General features: G+C 68.1%; 17 protein-coding genes. 6 read left to right on the plus strand and 11 right to left on the minus strand.

Features of this window, described 5'->3' with window-relative positions; genetic code table 11:
* Positions 1-143: 143 nt before the first annotated feature.
* The gene (locus tag AC5P9F_RS01280) at positions 144-1703 is read right to left on the minus strand and encodes a serine hydrolase (RefSeq protein ID WP_043034840.1); all 1560 of its coding nucleotides are present in this window, start codon (positions 1701-1703) and stop codon (positions 144-146) included.
* Between the two features lie 110 nt (positions 1704-1813).
* Here AC5P9F_RS01280 and AC5P9F_RS01285 point away from each other — a divergent pair, with 110 nt between their 5' ends.
* Genes AC5P9F_RS01285 through AC5P9F_RS01295 form a run of 3 tightly spaced genes read left to right on the plus strand, consistent with a single transcriptional unit; the run spans position 1814 to position 4054 of the window.
* Positions 1814-2257: a VOC family protein gene (locus tag AC5P9F_RS01285; RefSeq protein WP_012479595.1), complete on the plus strand. Its 444-nt coding sequence runs from the start codon at positions 1814-1816 to the stop codon at positions 2255-2257.
* On the plus strand, positions 2254-3072 hold the full coding sequence (locus AC5P9F_RS01290; RefSeq protein ID WP_274850117.1) for a DUF72 domain-containing protein: 819 nt from the start codon (positions 2254-2256) through the stop codon (positions 3070-3072). Before AC5P9F_RS01285 ends, AC5P9F_RS01290 begins: the two co-directional genes overlap by 4 nt.
* 34 nt (positions 3073-3106) lie before the next feature.
* Entirely contained in the window at positions 3107-4054 is a 948-nt protein-coding gene (locus AC5P9F_RS01295; protein WP_012479593.1) for a DMT family transporter, read from the plus strand.
* Positions 4055-4099: 45 nt separating this feature from the next.
* On the opposite strand, the gene AC5P9F_RS01300 is transcribed toward AC5P9F_RS01295, so the two are convergent.
* From AC5P9F_RS01300 to AC5P9F_RS01325, 6 genes are all read right to left on the minus strand, one after another.
* A complete protein-coding gene (locus tag AC5P9F_RS01300) occupies positions 4100-5260 on the minus strand; it encodes an AAA family ATPase (RefSeq protein WP_024956273.1) in 1161 nt (386 codons plus the stop codon).
* Positions 5261-5423: 163 nt separating this feature from the next.
* Complete coding sequence (locus AC5P9F_RS01305) at positions 5424-6494, minus strand: sensor domain-containing diguanylate cyclase (RefSeq protein WP_495231877.1); 1071 nt, start codon at positions 6492-6494, stop codon at positions 5424-5426.
* 144 nt (positions 6495-6638) lie between these two features.
* The gene (locus AC5P9F_RS01310; RefSeq protein WP_005408708.1) at positions 6639-7361 is read right to left on the minus strand and encodes a pseudouridine synthase; all 723 of its coding nucleotides are present in this window, start codon (positions 7359-7361) and stop codon (positions 6639-6641) included.
* A 34-nt stretch (positions 7362-7395) separates the two neighbouring features.
* Complete coding sequence (locus AC5P9F_RS01315; protein WP_087803328.1) at positions 7396-9060, minus strand: sensor domain-containing diguanylate cyclase; 1665 nt, start codon at positions 9058-9060, stop codon at positions 7396-7398.
* A 109-nt stretch (positions 9061-9169) separates the two neighbouring features.
* The gene (locus AC5P9F_RS01320) at positions 9170-11593 is read right to left on the minus strand and encodes a putative bifunctional diguanylate cyclase/phosphodiesterase (RefSeq protein ID WP_005412713.1); all 2424 of its coding nucleotides are present in this window, start codon (positions 11591-11593) and stop codon (positions 9170-9172) included.
* Positions 11594-11811: 218 nt separating this feature from the next.
* Positions 11812-13767 (minus strand): DEAD/DEAH box helicase, encoded by a 1956-nt coding sequence (locus AC5P9F_RS01325; RefSeq protein ID WP_043034837.1) that lies wholly within the window; start codon positions 13765-13767, stop codon positions 11812-11814.
* A gap of 267 nt (positions 13768-14034) precedes the next feature.
* Between AC5P9F_RS01325 and AC5P9F_RS01330 the strand changes: the two genes are divergently transcribed.
* Positions 14035-14256 (plus strand): RNA-binding S4 domain-containing protein, encoded by a 222-nt coding sequence (locus tag AC5P9F_RS01330; protein WP_005408703.1) that lies wholly within the window; start codon positions 14035-14037, stop codon positions 14254-14256.
* Positions 14257-14267: 11 nt separating this feature from the next.
* Here AC5P9F_RS01330 and ubiM read toward each other — a convergent pair whose 3' ends face one another.
* The 4 genes from ubiM to AC5P9F_RS01350 form a co-directional block, all read right to left on the minus strand.
* Positions 14268-15446 (minus strand): 5-demethoxyubiquinol-8 5-hydroxylase UbiM, encoded by a 1179-nt coding sequence (ubiM, locus tag AC5P9F_RS01335; protein ID WP_043034836.1) that lies wholly within the window; start codon positions 15444-15446, stop codon positions 14268-14270.
* Positions 15447-15525: 79 nt separating this feature from the next.
* A complete protein-coding gene (locus AC5P9F_RS01340; RefSeq protein WP_005412709.1) occupies positions 15526-15915 on the minus strand; it encodes an MAPEG family protein in 390 nt (129 codons plus the stop codon).
* Positions 15916-15926: 11 nt separating this feature from the next.
* On the minus strand, positions 15927-16472 hold the full coding sequence (locus tag AC5P9F_RS01345) for a DUF4019 domain-containing protein (protein WP_005408699.1): 546 nt from the start codon (positions 16470-16472) through the stop codon (positions 15927-15929).
* Positions 16473-16530: 58 nt separating this feature from the next.
* The gene (locus tag AC5P9F_RS01350) at positions 16531-17694 is read right to left on the minus strand and encodes a COG3904 family protein (protein WP_308680280.1); all 1164 of its coding nucleotides are present in this window, start codon (positions 17692-17694) and stop codon (positions 16531-16533) included.
* Positions 17695-18275: 581 nt separating this feature from the next.
* On the opposite strand from AC5P9F_RS01350, the gene AC5P9F_RS01355 reads away from it, so the two are divergent.
* Positions 18276-19754, plus strand: a complete 1479-nt coding sequence (locus AC5P9F_RS01355; RefSeq protein WP_114618493.1) for a DNA-3-methyladenine glycosylase 2 — start codon at positions 18276-18278, stop codon at positions 19752-19754.
* Positions 19751-20242: a methylated-DNA--[protein]-cysteine S-methyltransferase gene (locus AC5P9F_RS01360; protein ID WP_021202265.1), complete on the plus strand. Its 492-nt coding sequence runs from the start codon at positions 19751-19753 to the stop codon at positions 20240-20242. Before AC5P9F_RS01355 ends, AC5P9F_RS01360 begins: the two co-directional genes overlap by 4 nt.
* The last annotated feature ends 342 nt before the right edge of the window (positions 20243-20584 follow it).

Below are 20584 nucleotides of genomic sequence, written 5' to 3' on the forward strand. Positions count from 1 at the left end.
GCCGACGATCGCTGCGGCTGCGGTCGTGCCGGCCGCTGGCCGGCACCCTTGCGACGCATCCGGGGATCATGAGGTTGCCGGCCAGCGGCCGGCACTACCCATCGGATTCGTCAAACGTCAGCGCCGGGCCACGCCCGGCGGCGTCATTTCACTGGGGTGAACAGCAGGTCCTGGAAATCGAAACTGAAATCGGTCAGGTCGGAAATCGGCTGCATGCGCACCTCGCGCACCTTGCCGTCCGGGTCCAGGCTGAAGTTCACGAACGCGTCGGCGTTGAGCGAACGGTCGTCCCAGCGCACGATGAAGGTGTCGTGCTGCCAGTGCTCCAGGCGTCCGCTCAGCTGCGCGGTCTTGGCAAAGCGCAGGCGCAGTCCCTTGCCCTCGGCACTGACCTGCATGTCGCCATACCAGCGGTCGCGGAACATGCCTGTGTAGCCGGCCAGCGCCAGCGACGGCCTGCTGCCCTTGTCGCGCGCGCTCTGGTGCTTGGCCCACGCCTCGTCGGCCTTGTCCTGTCCCTTGGCCACGGCCTTGGCATAGGCGTCCACCCAGTCATGCTTTTCACCGCCCAGGTAGGCATCGAGCACACTCAGGGTGATCGCATTGAACGCCGCGCCCACTTCCTGATTGGTCAGCACCACCACGCCCAGTTTCTCGCCCGGTACCAGGGTCAGCCGCGAAACCATGCCCGGCCAGCCACCGGTGTGCCAGACCAGCTTCTGCCCGCGGTAGTCGCTCAAGCTCCAACCTTCGCCATAGCCGGCGAAGTTGGCCCGAGCCGGTGCCAGCTCCGGCACGCTCGGCGCCGGGATCGACTGCGGCGTGATCATCCGCCACATCTGCTGCTGGCTCTTCTCGGAGAACAACGGCGTGCCGTCGGCCAGTTTGCCTTCGGCCAGCTGCACCTGCATCCAGCGCGCCATGTCGTGCGCGCTGGAATAGATGCCGCCGGCGCCGGCATTGTTCGACCAGGTCAGCGGCGCGACGGTGCGCAGGTCCTTGAAATCGTACTTGGCGTGGCCGACCGCGGCCTTGTCGCCCGGCTTCAGGTGATCGGCGTTGTAGCGCGTGCCGGCCATGCCCACCTTGTCGAAGATGCGGGTCTGCAGGAACTGCTGGTAACTCATGCCGGAAACATGCTCGATCACCTGCTGGGCGACCGCGTACAGGATGTTGTCGTACGCATAGCCCTCGCGGAATCCACCCTTCAGCGGCACCTTGCCCAGCCGTTCCACCACTTCGGCATTGCTGTAGGAGGTGGTCGGCCAGAACAACAGGTCACCGGCGCCCAGGCTTAGTCCGCTGCGATGCGACAGCAAGTCGCGGATCGTCATCTGGCCGGTCACGAACGGATCGGACATGCGGAAAGACGGCAGGTGGTCGATCACCTTGTCGTCCATCTTCAGCTTGCCGTCCTCGGCCAGCAGGTTCAGCGAGGTGGCGGTGAACGCCTTGGTGTTGGACGCAATGGCAAACAGCGTATCGGCCTGCACCGGTTCCGGCTTGCCCTGCTCGCGCACGCCCCAGCCGCGCTCCAGCACCACCTCGCCATCCTTGACCACCGCCACCGCAATACCGGGCACGTCGAACTGCGCGCGCACGCGCTCGACGGTTGCATCCAGCTCCTGCAGCTGCGCCGGGGTGGCAGCGCTCGCCATGGTCGTGCACGCCAGCAGCACGGCTCCTCCAATCCAGGGTTTCATCCAGCACGATCTCCGAACAGGGGTGGCGGCCATGTGCAGGCCGTCACCGGGGTTTCGCGGGATGGTAACGTTCTGCGTTGCACCCTGCCCTGTGCCATAGGAGGGGTGTCATGGGCGAGAACGGCCAACCGAGCAGCGGCTCCACCATCATTCCGTGCCTGCGCTACCGCGATGCGCAGGCTGCCATCGACTGGCTGCAGCGCGCCTTCGGCTTCCATGCCCAGGCCGTCTACGCCGATGGCAATACGGTGTTCCATGCGCAGCTGACCTTCGGCACCGGCATGATCATGCTGGGCTCGGCCAGCAACCAGAGCGCGTGGAGCGAGCATGCGGCGATGCCTGATGAGGTCGGCGGCCGCCAGACGCAGAGTGCCTGCGTGATCGTCACCGATGCCGACGCGCACTACGCCCGGGCCAAGGCCGCCGGTGCCCGAATCGTCATCGACATCGCCGACCAGGACTACGGCGGTCGTGGCTATGCCTGCGCCGACCCGGAAGGCTACCTGTGGTGGTTCGGCAGCTACGACCCGTGGCGCGCGGACCACGGCCAGTGACCGCCGGAACGATCCGCTGCGGCATCGGTGGCTGGGTGTTTCCCGAATGGCGCGGCGGCGTTTTCTACCCCGTGGGCCTGCCGCAGCGTGAAGAACTGGCCCATGCCAGCCGTGCCCTGCGTTGCATCGAAATCAACGGCACCTTCTACCGCACGCCCACCGCGGCGCAGTGCGCGCAGTGGGCCGCACAGACGCCGGAAGGCTTCCGGTTCTCGATGAAGGCGCCACGCTACCTGGTGCAGCGCCGCGACCTGTCCAGCACGGTCGAGGCGGCCGCGCCCTTCCTGCAGGCGGCGACCGCGCTCGGTGACCGGCTGGGCCCGCTGCTGTGGCAGTTCGATCCACGGCATCCGGCCGACGCCGAAGCACTGGAACGGCTGATGGCACAGCTGCCGAAGCATCTGGACGGGGTGCCGCTGCAGCATGCGCTGGAGGTCCGCAACGCCGAGGCACATGGCCCGGCACTGGTCGACGCCGCCCGCCGCCACGGCGTGGCGCTGGTGATCGAGGACAGCGACGAGGCGCCATTGCACGGCGATGTCAGTGCCGGCTTCGTCTATGCGCGAATCAAGCGCAGCCAGGCCCGCTTGAACGAGGGCCTGCCGGCGCCCGTGCAGCAGCGCTGGGCCGAACGCGCACGCCGCTGGTCACGCGGTGAACCAGTGGATGACCTGCCCTGCCTGGCCGCGCCAGCTCCGGAAACCCCGCGCGAGGTCTACCTGTTGTGCATCGGCGCGGGCAAGGCACGCAACCCGGCGGCGGCGATGGCACTGCAGCGGCGGGTTGACCAGGGCAGCGATCCCACACGCGGGTAGCGCTGCGACGTTCGCCTTGCCTCACAATAGGCGGATGAGCACACCCGACACCCGCAAAGCGCTGTGGCAGATCCACTTCTGTGTCCTGCTGTGGGGCGTCACCGCCATCCTCGGCAAGCTGATCACCCTGCCCGCATTGCCGCTGGTGTGGTGGCGCATGCTGCTGGTGACGGCGATGCTGGCCCTGCTGCCGCGGGTCTGGCGCGGGCTGCGCACCCTGCCCCTGCGGCTGGTGGCCGGTTACGCCGGCATCGGTGCGCTGGTCGCCCTGCATTGGCTGACCTTCTACGGCGCGGTGAAACTGGCCAATGCCTCGGTGGCCGCCACCTGCATTGCACTGGCGCCGGTGTTCACCTCGATCATCGAACCCTGGGTAGCCAAGCGGCCGTTCCAGCTACGTGAACTGGCGTTCGGCCTGGCGGTGCTGCCGGGTGTTGCGCTGGTGGTCGGTGGCGTGCCCGACGGCATGCGCCTGGGTGTCTTGATCGGGGCGATATCGGCGCTGCTGGTGGCGGTGTTCGGCTCGCTCAACAAGCGCATGGTCAGCCACGCCGATCCGCTCACGGTCACCGCCCTGGAGCTGGGTGCCGGCACCCTCACCCTGACCCTGCTGGCACCGCTGATGCCCTACCTGCTGCCAGCACTGGCCAGCCCGCTGTGGGTGGTCCCGAATCTGCATGACGGCATCCTGCTGCTGGTGCTGGCCGGGTTCTGCACGCTGCTGCCGTTCGCCCTGGCCCTGGTCGCACTGCGCCACCTGAGCGCCTATACGGTGCAGTTGGTGACCAACCTGGAGCCGGTCTATGCGGTGGTGCTGGCGGTGGTGCTGCTGCGCGAGCAGCACGAGGTCACGCCGTGGTTCTACCTGGGCGTGGCAATCATTGTCGGCGCGGTGTTCCTGCATCCGCTGCTGAACCGCCGCAAGCCGGTGCAGCACCCGGAGATCCTTGGCACGGCCGAAGCACGCAACATCGCCGATTGAGTGCATCCCCGCATGGCGTGGATCTACCGGATCCGGATCGATGTCTCAACGCTGCGGCCAATGCCAGGCCGGCGCATCCAGCAGGCCCTGCCCGCTCAGCAGCGTGCGGCCCTGCTCCTTGTGCAGATGCAGCGAGTGGCAGCCCGGCGCCTGCTCCAACGCCGCGATCAGCCGGCTGGCGTGTGACACCACCCACACCTGGCTGCGCGCACTGGCGGCGATGATCAGCCGCGCCAGCGCCGGCAGCAGGTCCGGATGCAGGCTGGTCTCCGGCTCGTTCAGCACCAGCAGCGGCGGTGGCCGCGGCGTGTGCAGTGCCGCGGCCAGCAGCAGGAATCGCAGGGTACCGTCAGACAATTCGGCCATCGACAACGGCCGCAGCAGCCCGGGCTGGTGGAATCGCAGGGCCAGTCGACCGTCCAGCTCTTCGAAGCCGACCGTGGCGCCGGGGAAGGCATCATCGACACTGCGTGCCAACGCAACCGGATCTCCGATCTCGAGAATGGTCACCCAGGCCGCCGCCAGATCCCGCCCGTCGTGATGCAGCACCGGCGTGCGCGTTGCCATCGCCGGTTGTCGCGCCGGGGCATCGGCGTCGCTGCGGAAATGATCGTAGAAGCGCCAGCGACGGATGTACTCACGCAGGGCGATGGTTTCCGGCATGCGCTGCGGATCGCCGACCTGGGTGAACAGGCTGTCGAACAGCGACAACCGGTCATCCACGAGATCCCAGCCGTGCGCATGGCGTTGGCGCACCATTGCCCCACGGCGATCGACCAGCAGGTTGGCGCTGCGCAGGAACGGCCCGGCCCAGATCGCCTCCGCCTTGATCTGCGGATCCAGCGCAAACGCGGAACGGCTGGGTGGCGGGTAGCCCAGGTCGATGGCATAGCCGAACTCGTCGGTGGTGAATCCCAGCTTCAGCCCCACTGACGCCTGCCGGGGTCCGCCCTGCAGCGGGATCTCGCCGGCCGCAACCCGGCGATCGATGGATTCGGGGCCGGCCCACAGCGCCGAACCAAGCCCGCCTTCGCGGGCCAGCACCGCCGCGACGCCGCCCTGGGCGGTTTCCGCCAGCAGGCGCAGCGCGCGGTACAGGCTGGATTTGCCACTGCCGTTGTCACCGGTGACCACGTTCAACGGCTGCAGCGGCAGTACCAGCCCGTGCAGCGAGCGATAGTGGGCGATGGCCAGGGTCTGCAGCATGGCTGGTATCCGTGGAAACAGGGACGTCATGCTGGCCGGTTCTGATCGCAGGAGCTGCGACGCCAAGTGAAACGGGAAGAGCATCCACGCATGGCGTGGATCTACTGGAGCGGCATCGAGTCATCCACGCGTCGCATGCGTTCAACGCGCGAACCGCCGTGTTTCAGCCCGCCAGCTCCACCCGGTTGCGACCGTTGCCCTTGGCCCGGTACAGCGCCTTGTCGGCGCGCGCCAGCATCTCATCCACGCTTTCACCGGGCTGGTGCTGGGCCACACCAATGCTGATCGTGACCGGGAATCCCAGCGGCAGATCCGCCACGGCCAGGCGCAGGAACTCGCATTGCAGTTCGGCCGTGCGCAGATCAGTGCCCGGCATCACCGCCACGAACTCCTCGCCGCCATAGCGCGCGGCCATACCACGGCCGGCAAAATGCGAACGCAGCAGCACGCCCAGCTCAGCCAGTACCCGGTCGCCGGTGGCGTGGCCCTGGAAGTCATTGATGTGCTTGAAATGATCGATGTCCAGCAGGGCCACGCAGGCTACTCCCGGCTGCCCATCGATCTCCGCCACCGCCTCTTGCAGTGCCGCTGCCATCGCGCGGCGGTTGGGCAGGCCGGTCAGCGCATCGGTTCGGCTCTGTTCGGCCAGGTCGGCATTCTGCGCCAGCAGCACGTCCTGGTACTCCGACAGCAGGCGCTCGTAGTCATCGCGTTCCAGCATGTGCTTCTGGATGTCGAGCGCGAAACGACGCAGCTCCATCACCAGCATCACCTGCCGTGACAGCGCGGCCAGCGCCTCGGCCTTGTCGCTGGGCAGGTGCTGCGGCTGTGCATCGAACACGCACAGCGTACCCAGCGGCAGGCCATCGGAACTGATCAGCGGCGCACCGGCGTAGAAGCGGATGTGCGGGTCGCCGGTCACCACCGGGTTGTCATGGAAGCGGATGTCCTGCAACGCATCCTCGACCACCATGATTTCGTGCGGCTGCAGGATGGCGTGGCCACACATCGATTCGCTGCGCAGGTTTTCCGCCGCGTCGATGCCCTGGATCGACTTGAACCATTGCCGTTCGACGTCAATCAGGGTCATCGCTGCCATCGAGGTACCGCAGACCGCCTTGGCGATCGCCACCAGGTCGTCGAATGACTTCTCGCGCTGCGAATCAAGGATCCGGTAGCGGTACAGCGCCTGGAGCCGAAGGGCTTCGTTGGCAGGCTTGTCGGGCTTGATCATGCAGCGTCACGTTCCGGCAGGTCACTGCAAAGTCTAGCTGATGCCGGCGCGTAATCCGCACAACGGGTAGTGCCGGCCGCTGGCCGGCATCCCGCGCGCATTCGATGCCTGGAGCAGCCGGCCAGCGGCCGGCACTACCGCGCGTTACCAGTCCAGCTGCTTCGGCAGCAGGCCCTGCAGTTCCTGCTCGGTCAGGTTGCGCCACTGGCCCGGCTTCAGCGCGCCGATCTTGATGTTGTCGATGCGCACGCGGCGCAACTGGGTCACGCGATAGCCGAATTCGGCGGCCATCAGGCGGATCTGCCGGTTCAGGCCCTGCTGCAGGGTGATACGGAAGCCGAACTTGGCGATGCGCGAGGTCTTGCACGGCAGCGTCATCTGGTCGTGGATGCGCACGCCGCGCGCCATGCCGCGCAGGAACTCATCGGTGACCGGCTTGTTCACCGCCACCAGGTATTCCTTCTGGTGGCCATTTTCGGCGCGCAGGATCTGGTTGACGATGTCGCCGTTGCTGGTCATCAGGATCAACCCCTCGGATTCCTTGTCCAGGCGGCCGATCGGGAAGATGCGCTGTTCGTGGCCGACGAAGTCGACGATGTTGCCCTTGACCGAAGTTTCGGTCGTGCAGGTGACGCCTACCGGCTTGTTCAGTGCGATGTAGACGTGGCGGCGGGCGCCGGGCTTGCGTGCCACGCGGGCGCGCAGCGGCTGGCCGTCGACCAGCACCTGGTCTTCCTCGCCCACCACCGCGCCGGTACCGGCCGGATGGCCGTTGACGGTAACGCGGCGCGCGGCGATCAGGCGATCGGCCTCGCGGCGGGAGCAGAAGCCGGTGTCGGCGATATGTTTGTTGAGTCGGGTGGTCATCGGCGCATTATCCGGCATCGCCGCCCGCTGCGCTTCATGCCAGGGCGGGCGGATCGAGCTCCTCACCGTCGAAGACCCGGTTGCGGCCCGCCCGCTTTGCCACGTACATGGCATGGTCGGCGCGCCGCAGCAGCCCGGCCAGATCGTCCTCGCCCGGTCGCCACTGCGCCAGGCCGATGCTGGCGGTCACCTCCAGCCCCGGCACCTGCAGGGCCTGGCCAGCCTCGGTGATGCGCTGGCGCAGGCGGTCCAGCCGTGCCGACGCCGCCTCGCGCGGCATGCCGGGCATCAGCAGCAGGAACTCTTCGCCGCCCATCCGCACCACTTCGTCCTGGCTGCGCACCGCCGCGCGCAGGGCACGCGCCACCGCCACCAGCACCTGGTCGCCCACTGCGTGGCCGTGGCGGTCGTTGATGTCCTTGAACAGGTCGATGTCGAGGAAGCCGATCACCAACGGGCCGCGCTCACGGTCCACCCGTTCCAGATGGCGGGCCAGCTGCTGCAGTCCGGCGCGACGGTTGGGAAGCCCGGTCAGGCCATCGGTCTCGGCCAGCTGGCGAAGTTCATCACGCTGCTGGCGCAGCCGGCCCAGCCGCTGGTTCAACGCATAGGCGGCCATCATCAACAGCCAGGTCACCGCCAGCTGCAGCGCCTCCACCCGGTATTCCAGCAGCCACGCAGCACCACAGGCATCGGCGATGATCAGTACCAGCATCGGTGCCAGCGCGGCCAGACCCGCCTGTGCCCAACGGTCGCCGCGCCAGCGTGCCCAGACGCCGACCATCAGTGCCAGGCCACATCCGGACAGATAGGACACCTGCAAGCCCTTCGCGACCCAGGCCAGATGCTCCGAGCGCAGCCACGGCACCAGCACGGCCAGCGCCATCAGGGTCCACAACACCGCCAGTTGGGCCGGGCGCGATCGAGGCAGCACGCGGTCGCCTCCGTTCAGCCGCCACAGCGCCGGCAGCACCAGTGCCTGGGTCGCAGCGGTCAGCGCCAGCAGCCACCAGGCGCCGTGCTCGCCCACCGGCAGCCAGGGTTCCGGATAACCGCTGAGCCCGCCGAGGATGGCCTGCCACAGCACCATCACGGTGGTGCCGGCGATGTAGACCAGGAAACTGCGGTCCCGGGTGGTCAGGAAGGCCATCAACGCCGACAGCGCCAGCGCGATCGCCACCGCGATGCAGGCCGCGCGCACCAGCAGGCGGGCGGTGTCGTTCTGCTGCACCGGGCTGGGCGCGCCCAGCCGCAGGGTCGGCACCCAACGTGCCTTCAGCGGTGTCTGCCAGGAGACCAGGAACGGCTCATGGCTGCCGGCCGGCGGCACGGCCACCAGGCCGATGCCAGCCCGGAAACGTGAATCGCGGGTGCGCGCATCGTGCATGTTGCCGCAGATCTCGCGGTCGCCATGCTGGACGCGCACTTCACCGGCGAAGACGTTGAACACGTCCAGCGCCTGCGGTTGCCCTGACCAGCCCTGCGGCGGAGCCGGTACCAGCACCTGCTGGCGGGCGCCGGACAGCATCTGCGGCGTGCATGCGCGGTGCGGCGTCGGCTCGTCGGTAGCGCCGCCGACCAGGAGATAATCATGGCCCGACACGGCCTCTGCAGCCTGAAGCGGCCACGGCAACGCCAACCACACCATCAGGACGGCCAGCACCGCTCCTGTTCCATACCGCCACTGCCTGCCGCCCACGCCACGTCCTGTTCCTGCTTACGTCCGCGCCCACTGCGCGCCGCCCCTGGCGCGCATTATCGCAGCCGGGCACGCCGCGCATGTGTAGACCAAAGTCGGCGCCCGCGGTTCAGCCAGCCGCCGGCGGCCCCTTCACCGCGACCAGCCGTACCGGGCGCAGATCGACCAGGGTCAGCCGCTCCAGCGGCTGCGGCCGTTCGATGGCATAGCCCTGCAGCCCTTGCACGCCAAGCCGGGTCAGCGCACCGGCAACCTCGGCGGTCTCCACCCACTCGGCCACCACTTCCATCTGCAGCTCGCGCCCGAGCTCGCTGATCGCGCGCACCGTGGCGTGGCTGACCGGGTCGGTATCCATGTCGCGCACGAAGGCGCCGTCGATCTTCAGGATGTCCGCCGGCAACTGGCGCAGGTAGCCGAAGGAAGACAGGCCGGAGCCGAAGTCATCCAGCGCCATCCGGCACCCCCGTGCCTTCACCGCATCGATGAAGGCGCGGGCCTGGCTGAGGTTGCTGATCGCCGCGGTCTCGGTGATCTCGAAGCACAACTTGGAGGCCAGCGCGCGGTTGCGCTCGAGCAGGTCGCAGACGAAGGCGAGGAATCCCGGCTCGGCGATCGACTGCGCGGACACGTTGACGTTGCACAGGCCCAGCTGGCGCACGTGCGCCGGGCACACCTGCAGGTGGCGGAACAGCAGCCCGAGCACGTGCCGGTCCAGCGCCACTGCCATGCCATAGCGCTCCACCGCCGGCATGAACTGGCCGGGCAGATGCAGACTGCCATCGGTACCACGCATGCGCACCAGCACCTCGTAGTGCAGGTAGGACGGATCGCCCACGCGGGCGATGCGCTGCGCATACAGCAGCATGCGATTCTCGGCCATCGCCAGGCTGACGCCCTGCAGGCGCTCGGCCTCCTGCCGCCGCTCCTCCAGCGCCATGCGGTTCTCATTGAAGCAGTGCACGCGGTTGCGCCCGGCCTGCTTGGCGGCATAGCAGGCGCTGTCGGCAGCACTCATCAACCAGTTCACGTCCGGCGCATCTGCACTGACCTCGACCACGCCGATGCTGCAGCTCAGCTGCGGGCTGCCCTCGCTGATCGGAAACGTGGCCTGGCCCAGGTTGCGGATCACCCGCTGCAGCACCCGCTTGGCTTCGTCCTGCCCGGCATGGGCGAGGAACACGGCGAACTCGTCGGCGCCCAGGCGGCCGACCCAGTCACCGTCACGCACGGCCGCCACCAGATAGTCGGCGAAACTGCGCAGCATCTGGTCACCGGCGGCATGGCCGAAGCTGTCGTTGACCAGCTTGAAGTGGTCCAGGTTGATGTAGCACAGCGCATGCGTACCGCCATCACTGCGTACCTGCAGCAGCGCACGCTCCAGCAGCCGCTCGATCTCGCGGCGGTTGATCAGGCCGGTCAGCGGATCGTGGCTGGCGTGATGCTCGATCTCACGTGCCAATGCATGGTTCTGGCTGACATCCTCGATGATCGCAAACACCGACAGGCCACCTCCCGCGCTGCGCACACCGGTGCCACTCCAGCGCCCCCACACCAGGCTGCCATCGCGGCGGCAGAAGCGCAGTTCGCTCGGCCGCAGCTGCCGGTCCCAGTCGATGCGGCCGACGCCATCGATGACCAGTTCGCCTTCCATCAACAGATCGCCGAGCGACATCTGCAGCAGCACGTCGCGTCGGTAGTCGAGGATGTCGGCCATCGCCTGGTTGGCTTCGATCACCTTGCCGTCGGTGTCGAGCTTGAGCATGCCGACGTTGGCCTGGTAGAAGGCCGCACGGAAGCGGCTTTCATGCTCGGTCAGGTCCTTGCCGACGCGGCGCGCGAGGGCCACCGCCATCAGGCTGATCGCCAGCACCGACAACCCGCCGACCACAAGCGTGGCGATCCGTACCATCGTGGCCATGCGCAGCAACGCTTGCGAAAATGCCTGCGCCTGCACCTGCAGCCGCCGGTCCAGATCACGCAGTTGTTGCAGGTACCGATCGCGGTCCGCCGCTGGCAGCACGCCTTGGGCGTGCCCCGACTGCAGCTCGGCAACCAGCCGCTGCACGGCCAACAGATCATCGTCGGTCTGTCGCCACAGCGTGGTTGCTTCCCGGAATGCACCGATGTCGCGTGCATAGCGGAACGAGAACACCAGGCGCGGGATATCGGCGCGCGCGTTGCCACCCTGCAGGAAGCCCTGCCTGGCCTTTTCCTCGTCCGGTACCGCCTGTTCCAGCGCCAGCCGGGCCTGCAGATCGCCCAATGGAATCCGCAGCGCCTGGCGCGCGTCATCCAGGTCCTGGGCATGGCCACGCGCCAGGTAGCGGCTCAGCGCAGCGGTTGCATCCTGCTGCCCTCGTGACCAGTACCCCTGGCCGGCAATCCAGGCGGTCGAGGCTGCCTGCAGTTCCTGGATCAACGCGGACAACGCGACCAACCCGATCGCCATGCCCGTCAACAACGCAAAGCGCAATCCCAGCCCACGGGTCATCGGCACCCGCCGGCTCTGCTGGTCCGTGCCACTTCTACCCATCCCGGATCCCCCCGAATGTGCTGCGGTGACAACCTGCCTTGGAACCGGCCCAGCCTATGACCGGCAATGTGTGGGCCATGCGAAAAAGGGGACGGAGGGGATTAAGTCGTTTTCGGCATAAGCGCATGGCCTGCCATTTACGACTTAATCCCCTCCGTCCCCTTTTCCTGTACGCCAGCCCGGGGGCTGGCGTTGTTATGGACGGCTGCGGGTGCGGCTTAGAAGCTGCGCGGGCCGCGCGGCTTGAAGCCGTCACGACGCGGCGGGCGGCTGTCGCGGTCACCGCCGCGGTCGCCACCATGGCCACCCGGACCACCCGGACCACCCGGGCTACCACGACGCGGACCACCCGGGCCGCCCGGGCCACGCTTGTCGAAGCGCGGCTTGAACGGACGCGGGGCCGGGTTGGTGTCTTCACCCGGAGCCAGCGCACGCATCTGCAGCTGCTGGCCGGACACCCACACCTTCTGCAGGTGCGACAGCACGTCCGGCGGCATCTGTGCCGGCAGGTCCAGCAGCGAGAAGTCGTCGTGGATGTCGATGCGGCCGATGAAGCGGCTTTCCAGGCCCGCTTCGTTGGCGATGGCGCCGACGATGTTGGCCGGCTTCACGCCATGCTGGTGGCCCACCGAAATGCGGTAGGTCTCCATGCCCTGCTCCGGTGCACCACGCGGCGGAACCTCACGGCGCGGACGCTGCTCGAAACCACCTTCGGCGTCGTCGCGACGCGGGCCACGCTCGAAGCGCGGACCACGCTCGTTGCGGTCGAAGCGATCGCCACGCTCCGGACGGTCGCCACGGTCGAAACGCTCGCGCGGGGCGCGCTCTTCACGCGGGGCACGCACCGGCGGCTGCAGCAGGAACGGGGTGTCACCCTGCAGCATCTTGGCCAGCGCGGCGGCGATCTCGATGGCCGGCACGTTCTGCTCGTTCTCGAAGCGCTCCAGCAGCTGGCGGTAGAAGTCCAGGCCGCCGGCACCGAGGGTTTCGGTGATGCGCGTGGTGAACTTGTTGATGCGGTTGTCGTTGACCGCTTCCACGCTCGGCAGCTGCATCTCTTCGATCGGCTGGCGGGTGGCGCGCTCGATCTGGCGCAGCATGCCCTTCTCGCGCGGGGTGGCGAACAGGATCGCCTCGCCGCTGCGGCCGGCACGGCCGGTACGGCCGATGCGGTGCACGTAGCTTTCGGTGTCGTACGGGATGTCGTAGTTCAGCACGTGGCTGATGCGCTCCACGTCCAGGCCGCGCGCAGCCACGTCGGTGGCAACCAGGATGTCCAGCTTGCCTTCCTTCAGCATGGCGATGGTGCGCTCACGCTGGGCCTGCTGCATGTCGCCGTTGATGGCGGCAGCGGCCAGGCCACGGGCCTGCAGCTTGCTGGCCAGTTCTTCGGTGCCGGCCTTGGTGCGCGCGAAGATGATCATCGCGTCGAACGGCTCGACTTCCAGGATGCGGGTCAGCGCATCCAGCTTGTGCATGCCGCTCACCCACCAGTAACGCTGGCGGATGTTGGCCGAGGTGGTGGTCTTGGCCGCGATGGTCACTTCCACCGGGTCCTGCAGGTAGGTCTGCGCGATGCGGCGGATCTGCGGCGGCATGGTGGCCGAGAACAGGGCCACCTGGCGCTGCTCCGGCAGCTTCTTCAGCACCGCTTCGACGTCGTCGATGAAGCCCATGCGCAGCATTTCATCGGCTTCGTCCAGCACCAGGGTCTTCAGCTCGGACAGGTCCAGGGTGCTGCGGTCGAGGTGGTCGATCACGCGACCGGGGGTACCGACCACGATATGCACGCCACGGCGCAGCGCCGACAGCTGCTGCCCGTAAGGCTGGCCGCCGTACACCGGCAGCACGCGGAAGCCCGGGATCTTCGACGAGTAGGACTGGAACGCCTCGGCGACCTGGATGGCCAGTTCGCGGGTCGGCGCCAGGATCAGGGCCTGCGGCTTGATCTGCTGCAGGTCGATGTTGGACAGTACCGGCAGCGCGAACGCGGCGGTCTTGCCGGTACCGGTCTGGGCCTGGCCCAGCACGTCGCGGCCTTCCAGCATCGCCGGGATGGTGGCGGCCTGGATCGGCGACGGGGTTTCGTAGCCGATGGCGGTGACCGCCTGCATCACGGGCTCGGACAGGCCGAGCTGCGCGAACTGCAGCGGCGCTTGGGAATCTTGGGACATGGGGAACTCCGAAGGCACTGCCGTCTTCCTGGCAGTGCGATAAAAAAGGGATGGTCCGCGCTTTGGGCGCCCTTCTTATCGCGTGCCCTGGCGCTGCTCGGTCGGAGGAGATTTCACTCGCTCAGAGCGGGATGATACCGCATTGATCCTGAACGAGGCGTACAGCTTTCCGTGCGCGTGCCGTCATGCCCCGTGCTGGCGCACAATACGCGCCCTCTTCCCGGCCCGGCCGCTGGCCTGCGCCCCTCTTCCCAGGAACCCCGCTCCATGCAGATTCTCGAATTCGACCTCGACGGTGACTACGTCGAACTCAAGCAGCTGCTCAAGCTGGCCGACCTGGTCACCAGCGGCGGCGAAGCCAAGATGGTCATCAGCGAAGGCCTGGTGCGGGTCGACGGCGAAGTCGAACTGCGCAAGGCCTGCAAGATCCGCGCAGGCCAGGTGGTCGAGTTCGCCGACAGCCAGATCCGGGTGCTGGCCGCCGGCTGATGTGAGGCTGTTCAGGCTACGCGCTGGGTCAGGTGCGAGGCAATCAGCTGCCTGAACGGTGCCACGCCCTGCGCCAGGCGCAGGCCGGCCGCCCGCAGCAGTCGCGCCGGGCGGCGATCGTCGGTGTACAGGCTGGCGATCGCATTGGTGGCCTCGTACAGCGGCCGCGACGCCAGCCGGTGACCCCGCTGGTAGCTGGCCAGCATGCCGGCGGCGGCAATGTCGGCACCGCGACGCTGCTGCGCGACGATGCCCTGCGCCAGCCGCTGTGCGCTGGCCAGGCCCAGGTTGAAGCCATGCGCGGTGACCGGGTGCATGCCGACGGCGGCATCGCCGATCAGCGCCGAACGCTCGCCAACAAAACGGTGCGCGTACACACCTACCAGCGGATACGCCTGCGGCGTGGCCACCGGCTGCATCCGACCCAGCCGATGTTCGAAGCAAGCACTGATGGCCTCGCCGAAGGCCACCTCGTCCATCGCCAGCAGCGCGTCGATCTGCCGCGGCGGCAGCGTGATCACCGCCGAGGCCTGGCCCTCGTTGAGCGGCAGCAGCGCCATCGTGCGGCCGTAGCCGAACCATTCCCAGGCAGTGTGGCGATGGTCGCGCTCGACCTGCATGCGGCACACCAGCATCGACTTGCCGAAGTCGCGCATCTGCGCACCGATGCCGAGCATGCGGCGGGTGGCGGAGAAGCGGCTGTCAGCGGCCACCAGCAGCCGCGCATGCAGTTGGCTGCCGTCATCGAGTTTGACAACGTGGCCCTGCGCATCGGCTTGCACGCCCTGCACCTTGCGCCCGTCGAACAGTTCCACGCCGTCCTGGCCCTGCACCGCATCCCATGCGGCACGGCGGATCAGATGGTTGGGTACCAGCCAGCCCAGCGGCTGGCCGTCGACCTGACTGCTGGCGAAGGTCAGCGCGAACGGCGAGCCGCCGTTCATCACCTTGGCATCGCGCAGTTCAGCGACTTCGGCCTGCGGCAGGCGCTGCCACAGACCCAATTGCTCCATGCTCTGCCGCGAGGCATGGGTCAACGCGATCTCCCTGCCATCGAAGGCGGCCTCGGCCAGGGCCTGGCGCGGTTGCACTTCGACCAGCCCGACCTGCAGCCCGCTGCCGGCCAGCGCGCGCGCGAAGCACAGACCTGCCGGTCCGGCGCCGACCACCACCACGTCCATCCTGCGCATGCGCGCCTCCTGCCGTTGATTCAGTCCGCGCCAGCATAGCGCCGCGCACCTGAGCGGCCTTGATCTGGATCAGGCCGACTTACAGAAGTGCGAACACCAGCGCCAGGATCGACAGCAGCGACACCAGCCACACCAGGCTGCGCACGTAGGGCACGCCTGCGGCGTACAGGGGCAGATAGACCACACGCGCCCAGAAGTAGGCCTGCGCCGCCAGTGCAGTGGTGTCGTTGCCGCGACCGGCCACGACCACCGCGATGGCGGCGGCGGCGAAGAACGGGAACGTCTCCAGGAAATTGGCCTGCGCACGCTGCAGGCGCCCGGCCAGTGGGCTGACCGGCTTTGCGTCGCCATCGCGTGCCGAGGCATTCCACTTCATCCCGCGCTCGCGGGTGACCACGGTGGAGGTGGCGAAGATGTAAACGAAGCCGAGCAGGACCGACCAGGCCAGCATCGTCAATTCAGTTGCCATCATTCATCTCCTCAGGGTGCCGACGCACGCAGGCTGTAACCGGCCAGACGCCACACCTGGTCCTCGTCGAAACGGAACGAGACCAGCTCGCGCACCGGCTGCGCGCTGTTGGCGAAACGGGTCGGGAAACTGACGTTGATGTACAGCCCTTCCGGCACTGCGGCACCTGCGCTGTACTTGACCCGGGTGATGGTGGGCTGGCCACGCCCAGCCAGCGCACCCAGGCGCGTGCGCTCGGTGGTCAGCTGGCTGACGAATGCGGCCTTCGGTACTGCACGGCGCGCGACGGCGGAGGCGCCATCCCACAGTTCGCCGGCGCGGTTGGCATCGACCAGCTGTGCGGCTTTCAGTGCAGCAGCGCCCATCTCGGCATCCTGTTTCTGCACCTGGGCCTGCTGTGCAGCGGTCAACGCCGGAGCACCGGCGGTGGCTGGCTTCGCAGCCGCTGGCGAGGCCGGGGCCGGGCGTGCCGGAGCCGGTGCAGGCGTGGCCGGCGCAGGTGCCTGCGCCAATGCGGTCAGGGGCAGCAGGGACAGCAGCAGGAGCACGCGCTTCATGGACACCGCCGGTTTTCTGGAGAGAACCGCAGTCTACGCCAGCGCGGTGACTATGCCGTCAGCGTGCCGGGGCGTTGCCCTCCACCGCTACCGCATCAGCCTGCGCGGCGGGGGCGGCGGTGTTCACTGGCGCCTGTTCGGCCACCGGCGGCGGCTCCGACGGTGCCGGTGGCAGCGTTGCCACATCGATCTCCGACAGTGGGCTTTCTTCCGGGCACACCGCATCCGGGAAACCGAAGCGCTGCTTCAGTGCCTGGCCGCAGCTGTTGATCGATTCCATGTCGGCGCCTTCGCGCTTGCACTGCTGGTCGAAGGCAATCAGGAACGCGTCCTTGCGTTGCACGAAGTCGTCACCACAGGCCCGCATCTGCTTGATCCGTTCCAGATCGTCCTGCACCGCGTTGGTGCCGTCCAGGCCGTACTGGCGCAGCTCATCCTGCGTAAGCAGGCGCAGGCTGCGGTTGGGCACGGTCATCATCAGGTCGGCCACACCCACCGCCACGCCGTTGCGCTGCAGGTAGTCCTTCACGTTGTCGTAGACCTCGTGCAGCTCGCGGTTGAGTTCCGCGCGCGAGGTGGCCTTGGAGCTGATCCGCATCATGCGGTGGATGCCGACCTTGCCCGACAGCAGGCGGTTGTCACCGGCAGCCAGCACGAACACGCAGGCACTGTGGCAGATCGAGCCCTCGCGCACCCAGATCGTCCAGCCCGATTCACCGATGCTGTCGCCGGCGACAATCGCCGATTCCACCTGGCCGCCGCTGGAATCCAAGTCGAGGATGCGCTTGTGGATCTTCTGCTCGTCAGCGACCACGGCCAGTCGCCACATCATCTCGGCGAAGCCCGGATTGATCTTGCCGGCGTAACGCACACGCATCAGGCCGCGCTCGGCGCACGGCGCCAGTGCCTGGGTGATCTGTTCGCGCTGCAGGCCCTCCAGCTCGACGCCATCGCCCGCCTCACCGGCGTACTCGGTACTGCAGCTGACCCAGGCGCGGCCATTCTCCAACTGCGCCTGCGGCCACGGCCGATCCGCCCGGCTGCGCGGCGGCGCCGGCGGTGGTGGTGCATCGGCGGCATTGATCGACACCATGTTCTCACCATCGCTGGCCGGCGCCCGCGCGGCCTTGTCGGCGGCGGTGACATTGCCCGGATTCTCCAGCTGGCTGCAGCCCGCCAGGGCAAGGCACAACAGGGGCAACCAGCGGAGTTTGGCGGACATCGGGCAACCGGTCTTCACGTGAGCAAGAGCCACAGTCTACCCGTCCGGGGCACGCATTCAGCGCGTGGCACTGAACCCCTTCTGACCCTTGGGAAAAGCGTGTCGACCAAGGTCGACACCCACCAACAGCAGCGCAGAACGCCCGCAAGACATGTCGCAGGAACCTCTCGAAGGCGGGGTGGGTCCGGTTGCAGGGGCGTGAGCGCCATGGGCCCGAGGCATGCCTCGGGCGGGTTGGGCAGGACGCCCAACCCCGGTCTTGCCGTGTGCGCAGGACAGCGCACACGAGCAAGCGGCGACCGAGCTACATGGGTGAGGGCGCTTTGCTTGCGAAGCACTGCTTCGCAAGCGCCCGAACGCACAGCCGCCAGCGGCTGGGCCGGGCCCCGGAGGGGTACTTGCAGCGTCCCCTGCAACCGGACCCACCCCGCCCTGCCGCAGGAAACCAGCTTCTGCTGTTGCCGTTGCCGGCCAGCGGCCGGCACTACCACGGGGGCAGGGCGCAGCCCGGCCTGACCCCCTTCAGCATCCATGTCCGAATGTGGCGAGTATCCCTACCCGCACACGCCTAGACTGGCGCCATGGACACCGACCTCGCCCTCGACACCGCCGCCTGCGACCGCGCCCGCCTGGCCCGTGACGCACGCTTCGACGGCGTTTTCTTCACCGCCGTGCGCAGCACCGGCATCTATTGCCGCCCCGTCTGCCCGGCGCCGCCGCCGAAGCCACGCAACATCACCTACTATCCGACCGCTGCCGCGGCCGCTGCTGCCGGCTACAGGCCGTGCCTGCGCTGCCGCCCCGAACTGGCACCGCAGGCCCAGCAGGCACTGGCCGGGCAAACCGTGCAGCGCGCCCTCGCCATCATCCACGGCGGCTTCCTGCAGGAGCAGCCCGTTGCAGACCTCGCGCAGAAGATCGGCCTCAGCGCGCGCCAGCTGCAGCGCCTGTTCGTCGAACATCTCGGCGCAACACCCGGACAGATCCATGCCACCCACCGCCTGCTGCTGGCCAAGCAACTGCTGACCGAAACCACGCTGCCGGTGACCGATGTTGCGCTGGCCGCCGGCTACAACAGTCTGCGCCGCTTCAATACCGCCTTCCTGCAGGGCTGCGGCATGGCACCGACGGCGCTGCGTCGCCAGCACCAGCCGCTGGCCGCCGATGACGGCGGCCTGGTACTGCGGCTCGTGTACCGCCCACCGTTGGACTTCCCGCGCATGCTGGCCTTCCTGCGCAAGCGCAGCCTGCCTGGCATCGAACTGATCGGCGAAGACAGCTACCAGCGCGTGCTCGGCACACCCGAGCGCCCCACCCTGCTGCGCGTCACCGCCGACCCGAAGCGCCCGGAACTGCGTCTGCAGCTGGGTGCGGTCGACCCGCGCCTGATCCCCGACATCGTGCGCCGTGTGCGTCGTGTGTTCGATCTGGACGCCGACCTGCAACAGGTGCACGCCGCGCTGGGCGAAGAACCCTTGCTGGCACGCGGCATCGCCGAACGCCCGGGGCTGCGCGTTCCGGGCGGCTGGGATGGCTTCGAGGTCGGCGTACGCGCCGTGCTCGGCCAGCAGGTCAGCGTCGCCGCCGCCACCACCTTTGCGCGGCGTCTGGTGGATGCGTATGGGGCGCATCTGCCGGGCATGCCGTCCGAGTTCGATCGCCAGTTCCCAGCGCCCGAGGTGCTGGCCGAGGCGCCGCTGGAATCGATCGGCCTGCCGCGCAGCCGCGCCGCCACGGTGCGTGCGCTGGCCGCTGCATGTGCCAGCGGCCAGCTCGACTTCGGACCCGGGCAGGCCCTGGAAGACTTTGTTGCGCGCTGCGTGGCATTGCCCGGCATCGGCCCGTGGACCGCGCAGTACATCGCCCTGCGCGGGCTCGGCCAGCCCGACGCCTTCCCCGCCGGCGACCTGGTGCTGCAGCAGGTGCTCGGCCACGCACAGGGCCAGCGCCTGAGCGAACGTGCAACTGAAGCGCGCTCGCAACCGTGGCGCCCGTGGCGCGCCTACGCCGTGCTGCACCTGTGGCACCTGTCCGGCACGTTCGTTGGAGAACCGACATGACCCTGTTGTTTGATCGCTTCGACAGCCCCATCGGCGTGCTGACCATCGCCGGTGATGAGCGTGGCCTGTCACATGTGCTGTTCCCGGAAAACCGCCATCCGGCACGCGGACGCGACGACTGGCACTACGCACCGGATGCGCTGCCGGAAGCGCGCGAACAGCTGCTGCAGTTCCTGCACGGCGAACGCAGCAGCTTCGACCTTGTGCTGGCGCCACGTGGCACGCCGTTCCAGCTGCGGGTGTGGCAGGCGCTGGCACTGATTCCGTTCGGCCAGACCTGGAGTTACCTGCAGCTGGCGCAGCACCTCGGCCAGCCCAGTGCGACCCGCGCGGTCGGCGCGGCCAACGGGCGCAATCCGCTGCCGATCATCCTGCCCTGCCATCGCGTGATCGGCAGCAACGGCGCATTGACCGGTTTCGGCGGCGGGCTGGAAACCAAGGCGGCACTGCTGCGGCTGGAACAACGCCAGGCCCCGCTGTTCGCCTGAGAGGGCTGGCCGGGCTGCGCCCGGCACCCGCAGAGGCTAGAGCAACAGCAACAGCAACAGCGGGCTTCCTGCGGGGAGGCAGGGTGGGTTCAGTTGCAGGGGACGCTGCAAGTACGTCCCTGTAAGCTCGGTCGCGCCATCCATGGCGCTCACGCCCCTGCAACCGGACCCACCCAGCTTCGACAGGTTCCGGCGATCTGTCCGGACGTCATTCTGCGCAACTGTTGGTAGGTGTCGACCTTGGTCGACACGGTAGATCCACGCCATGCGTGGATGGAAGCATCAGGGACATGTCTGGAGAAAAGCCCCCCCTTCCTGTTGAAGGGGGCGCGCCGACAGGCG

The organism is Stenotrophomonas sp. YJH_SMC_4 (assembly GCF_059371575.1).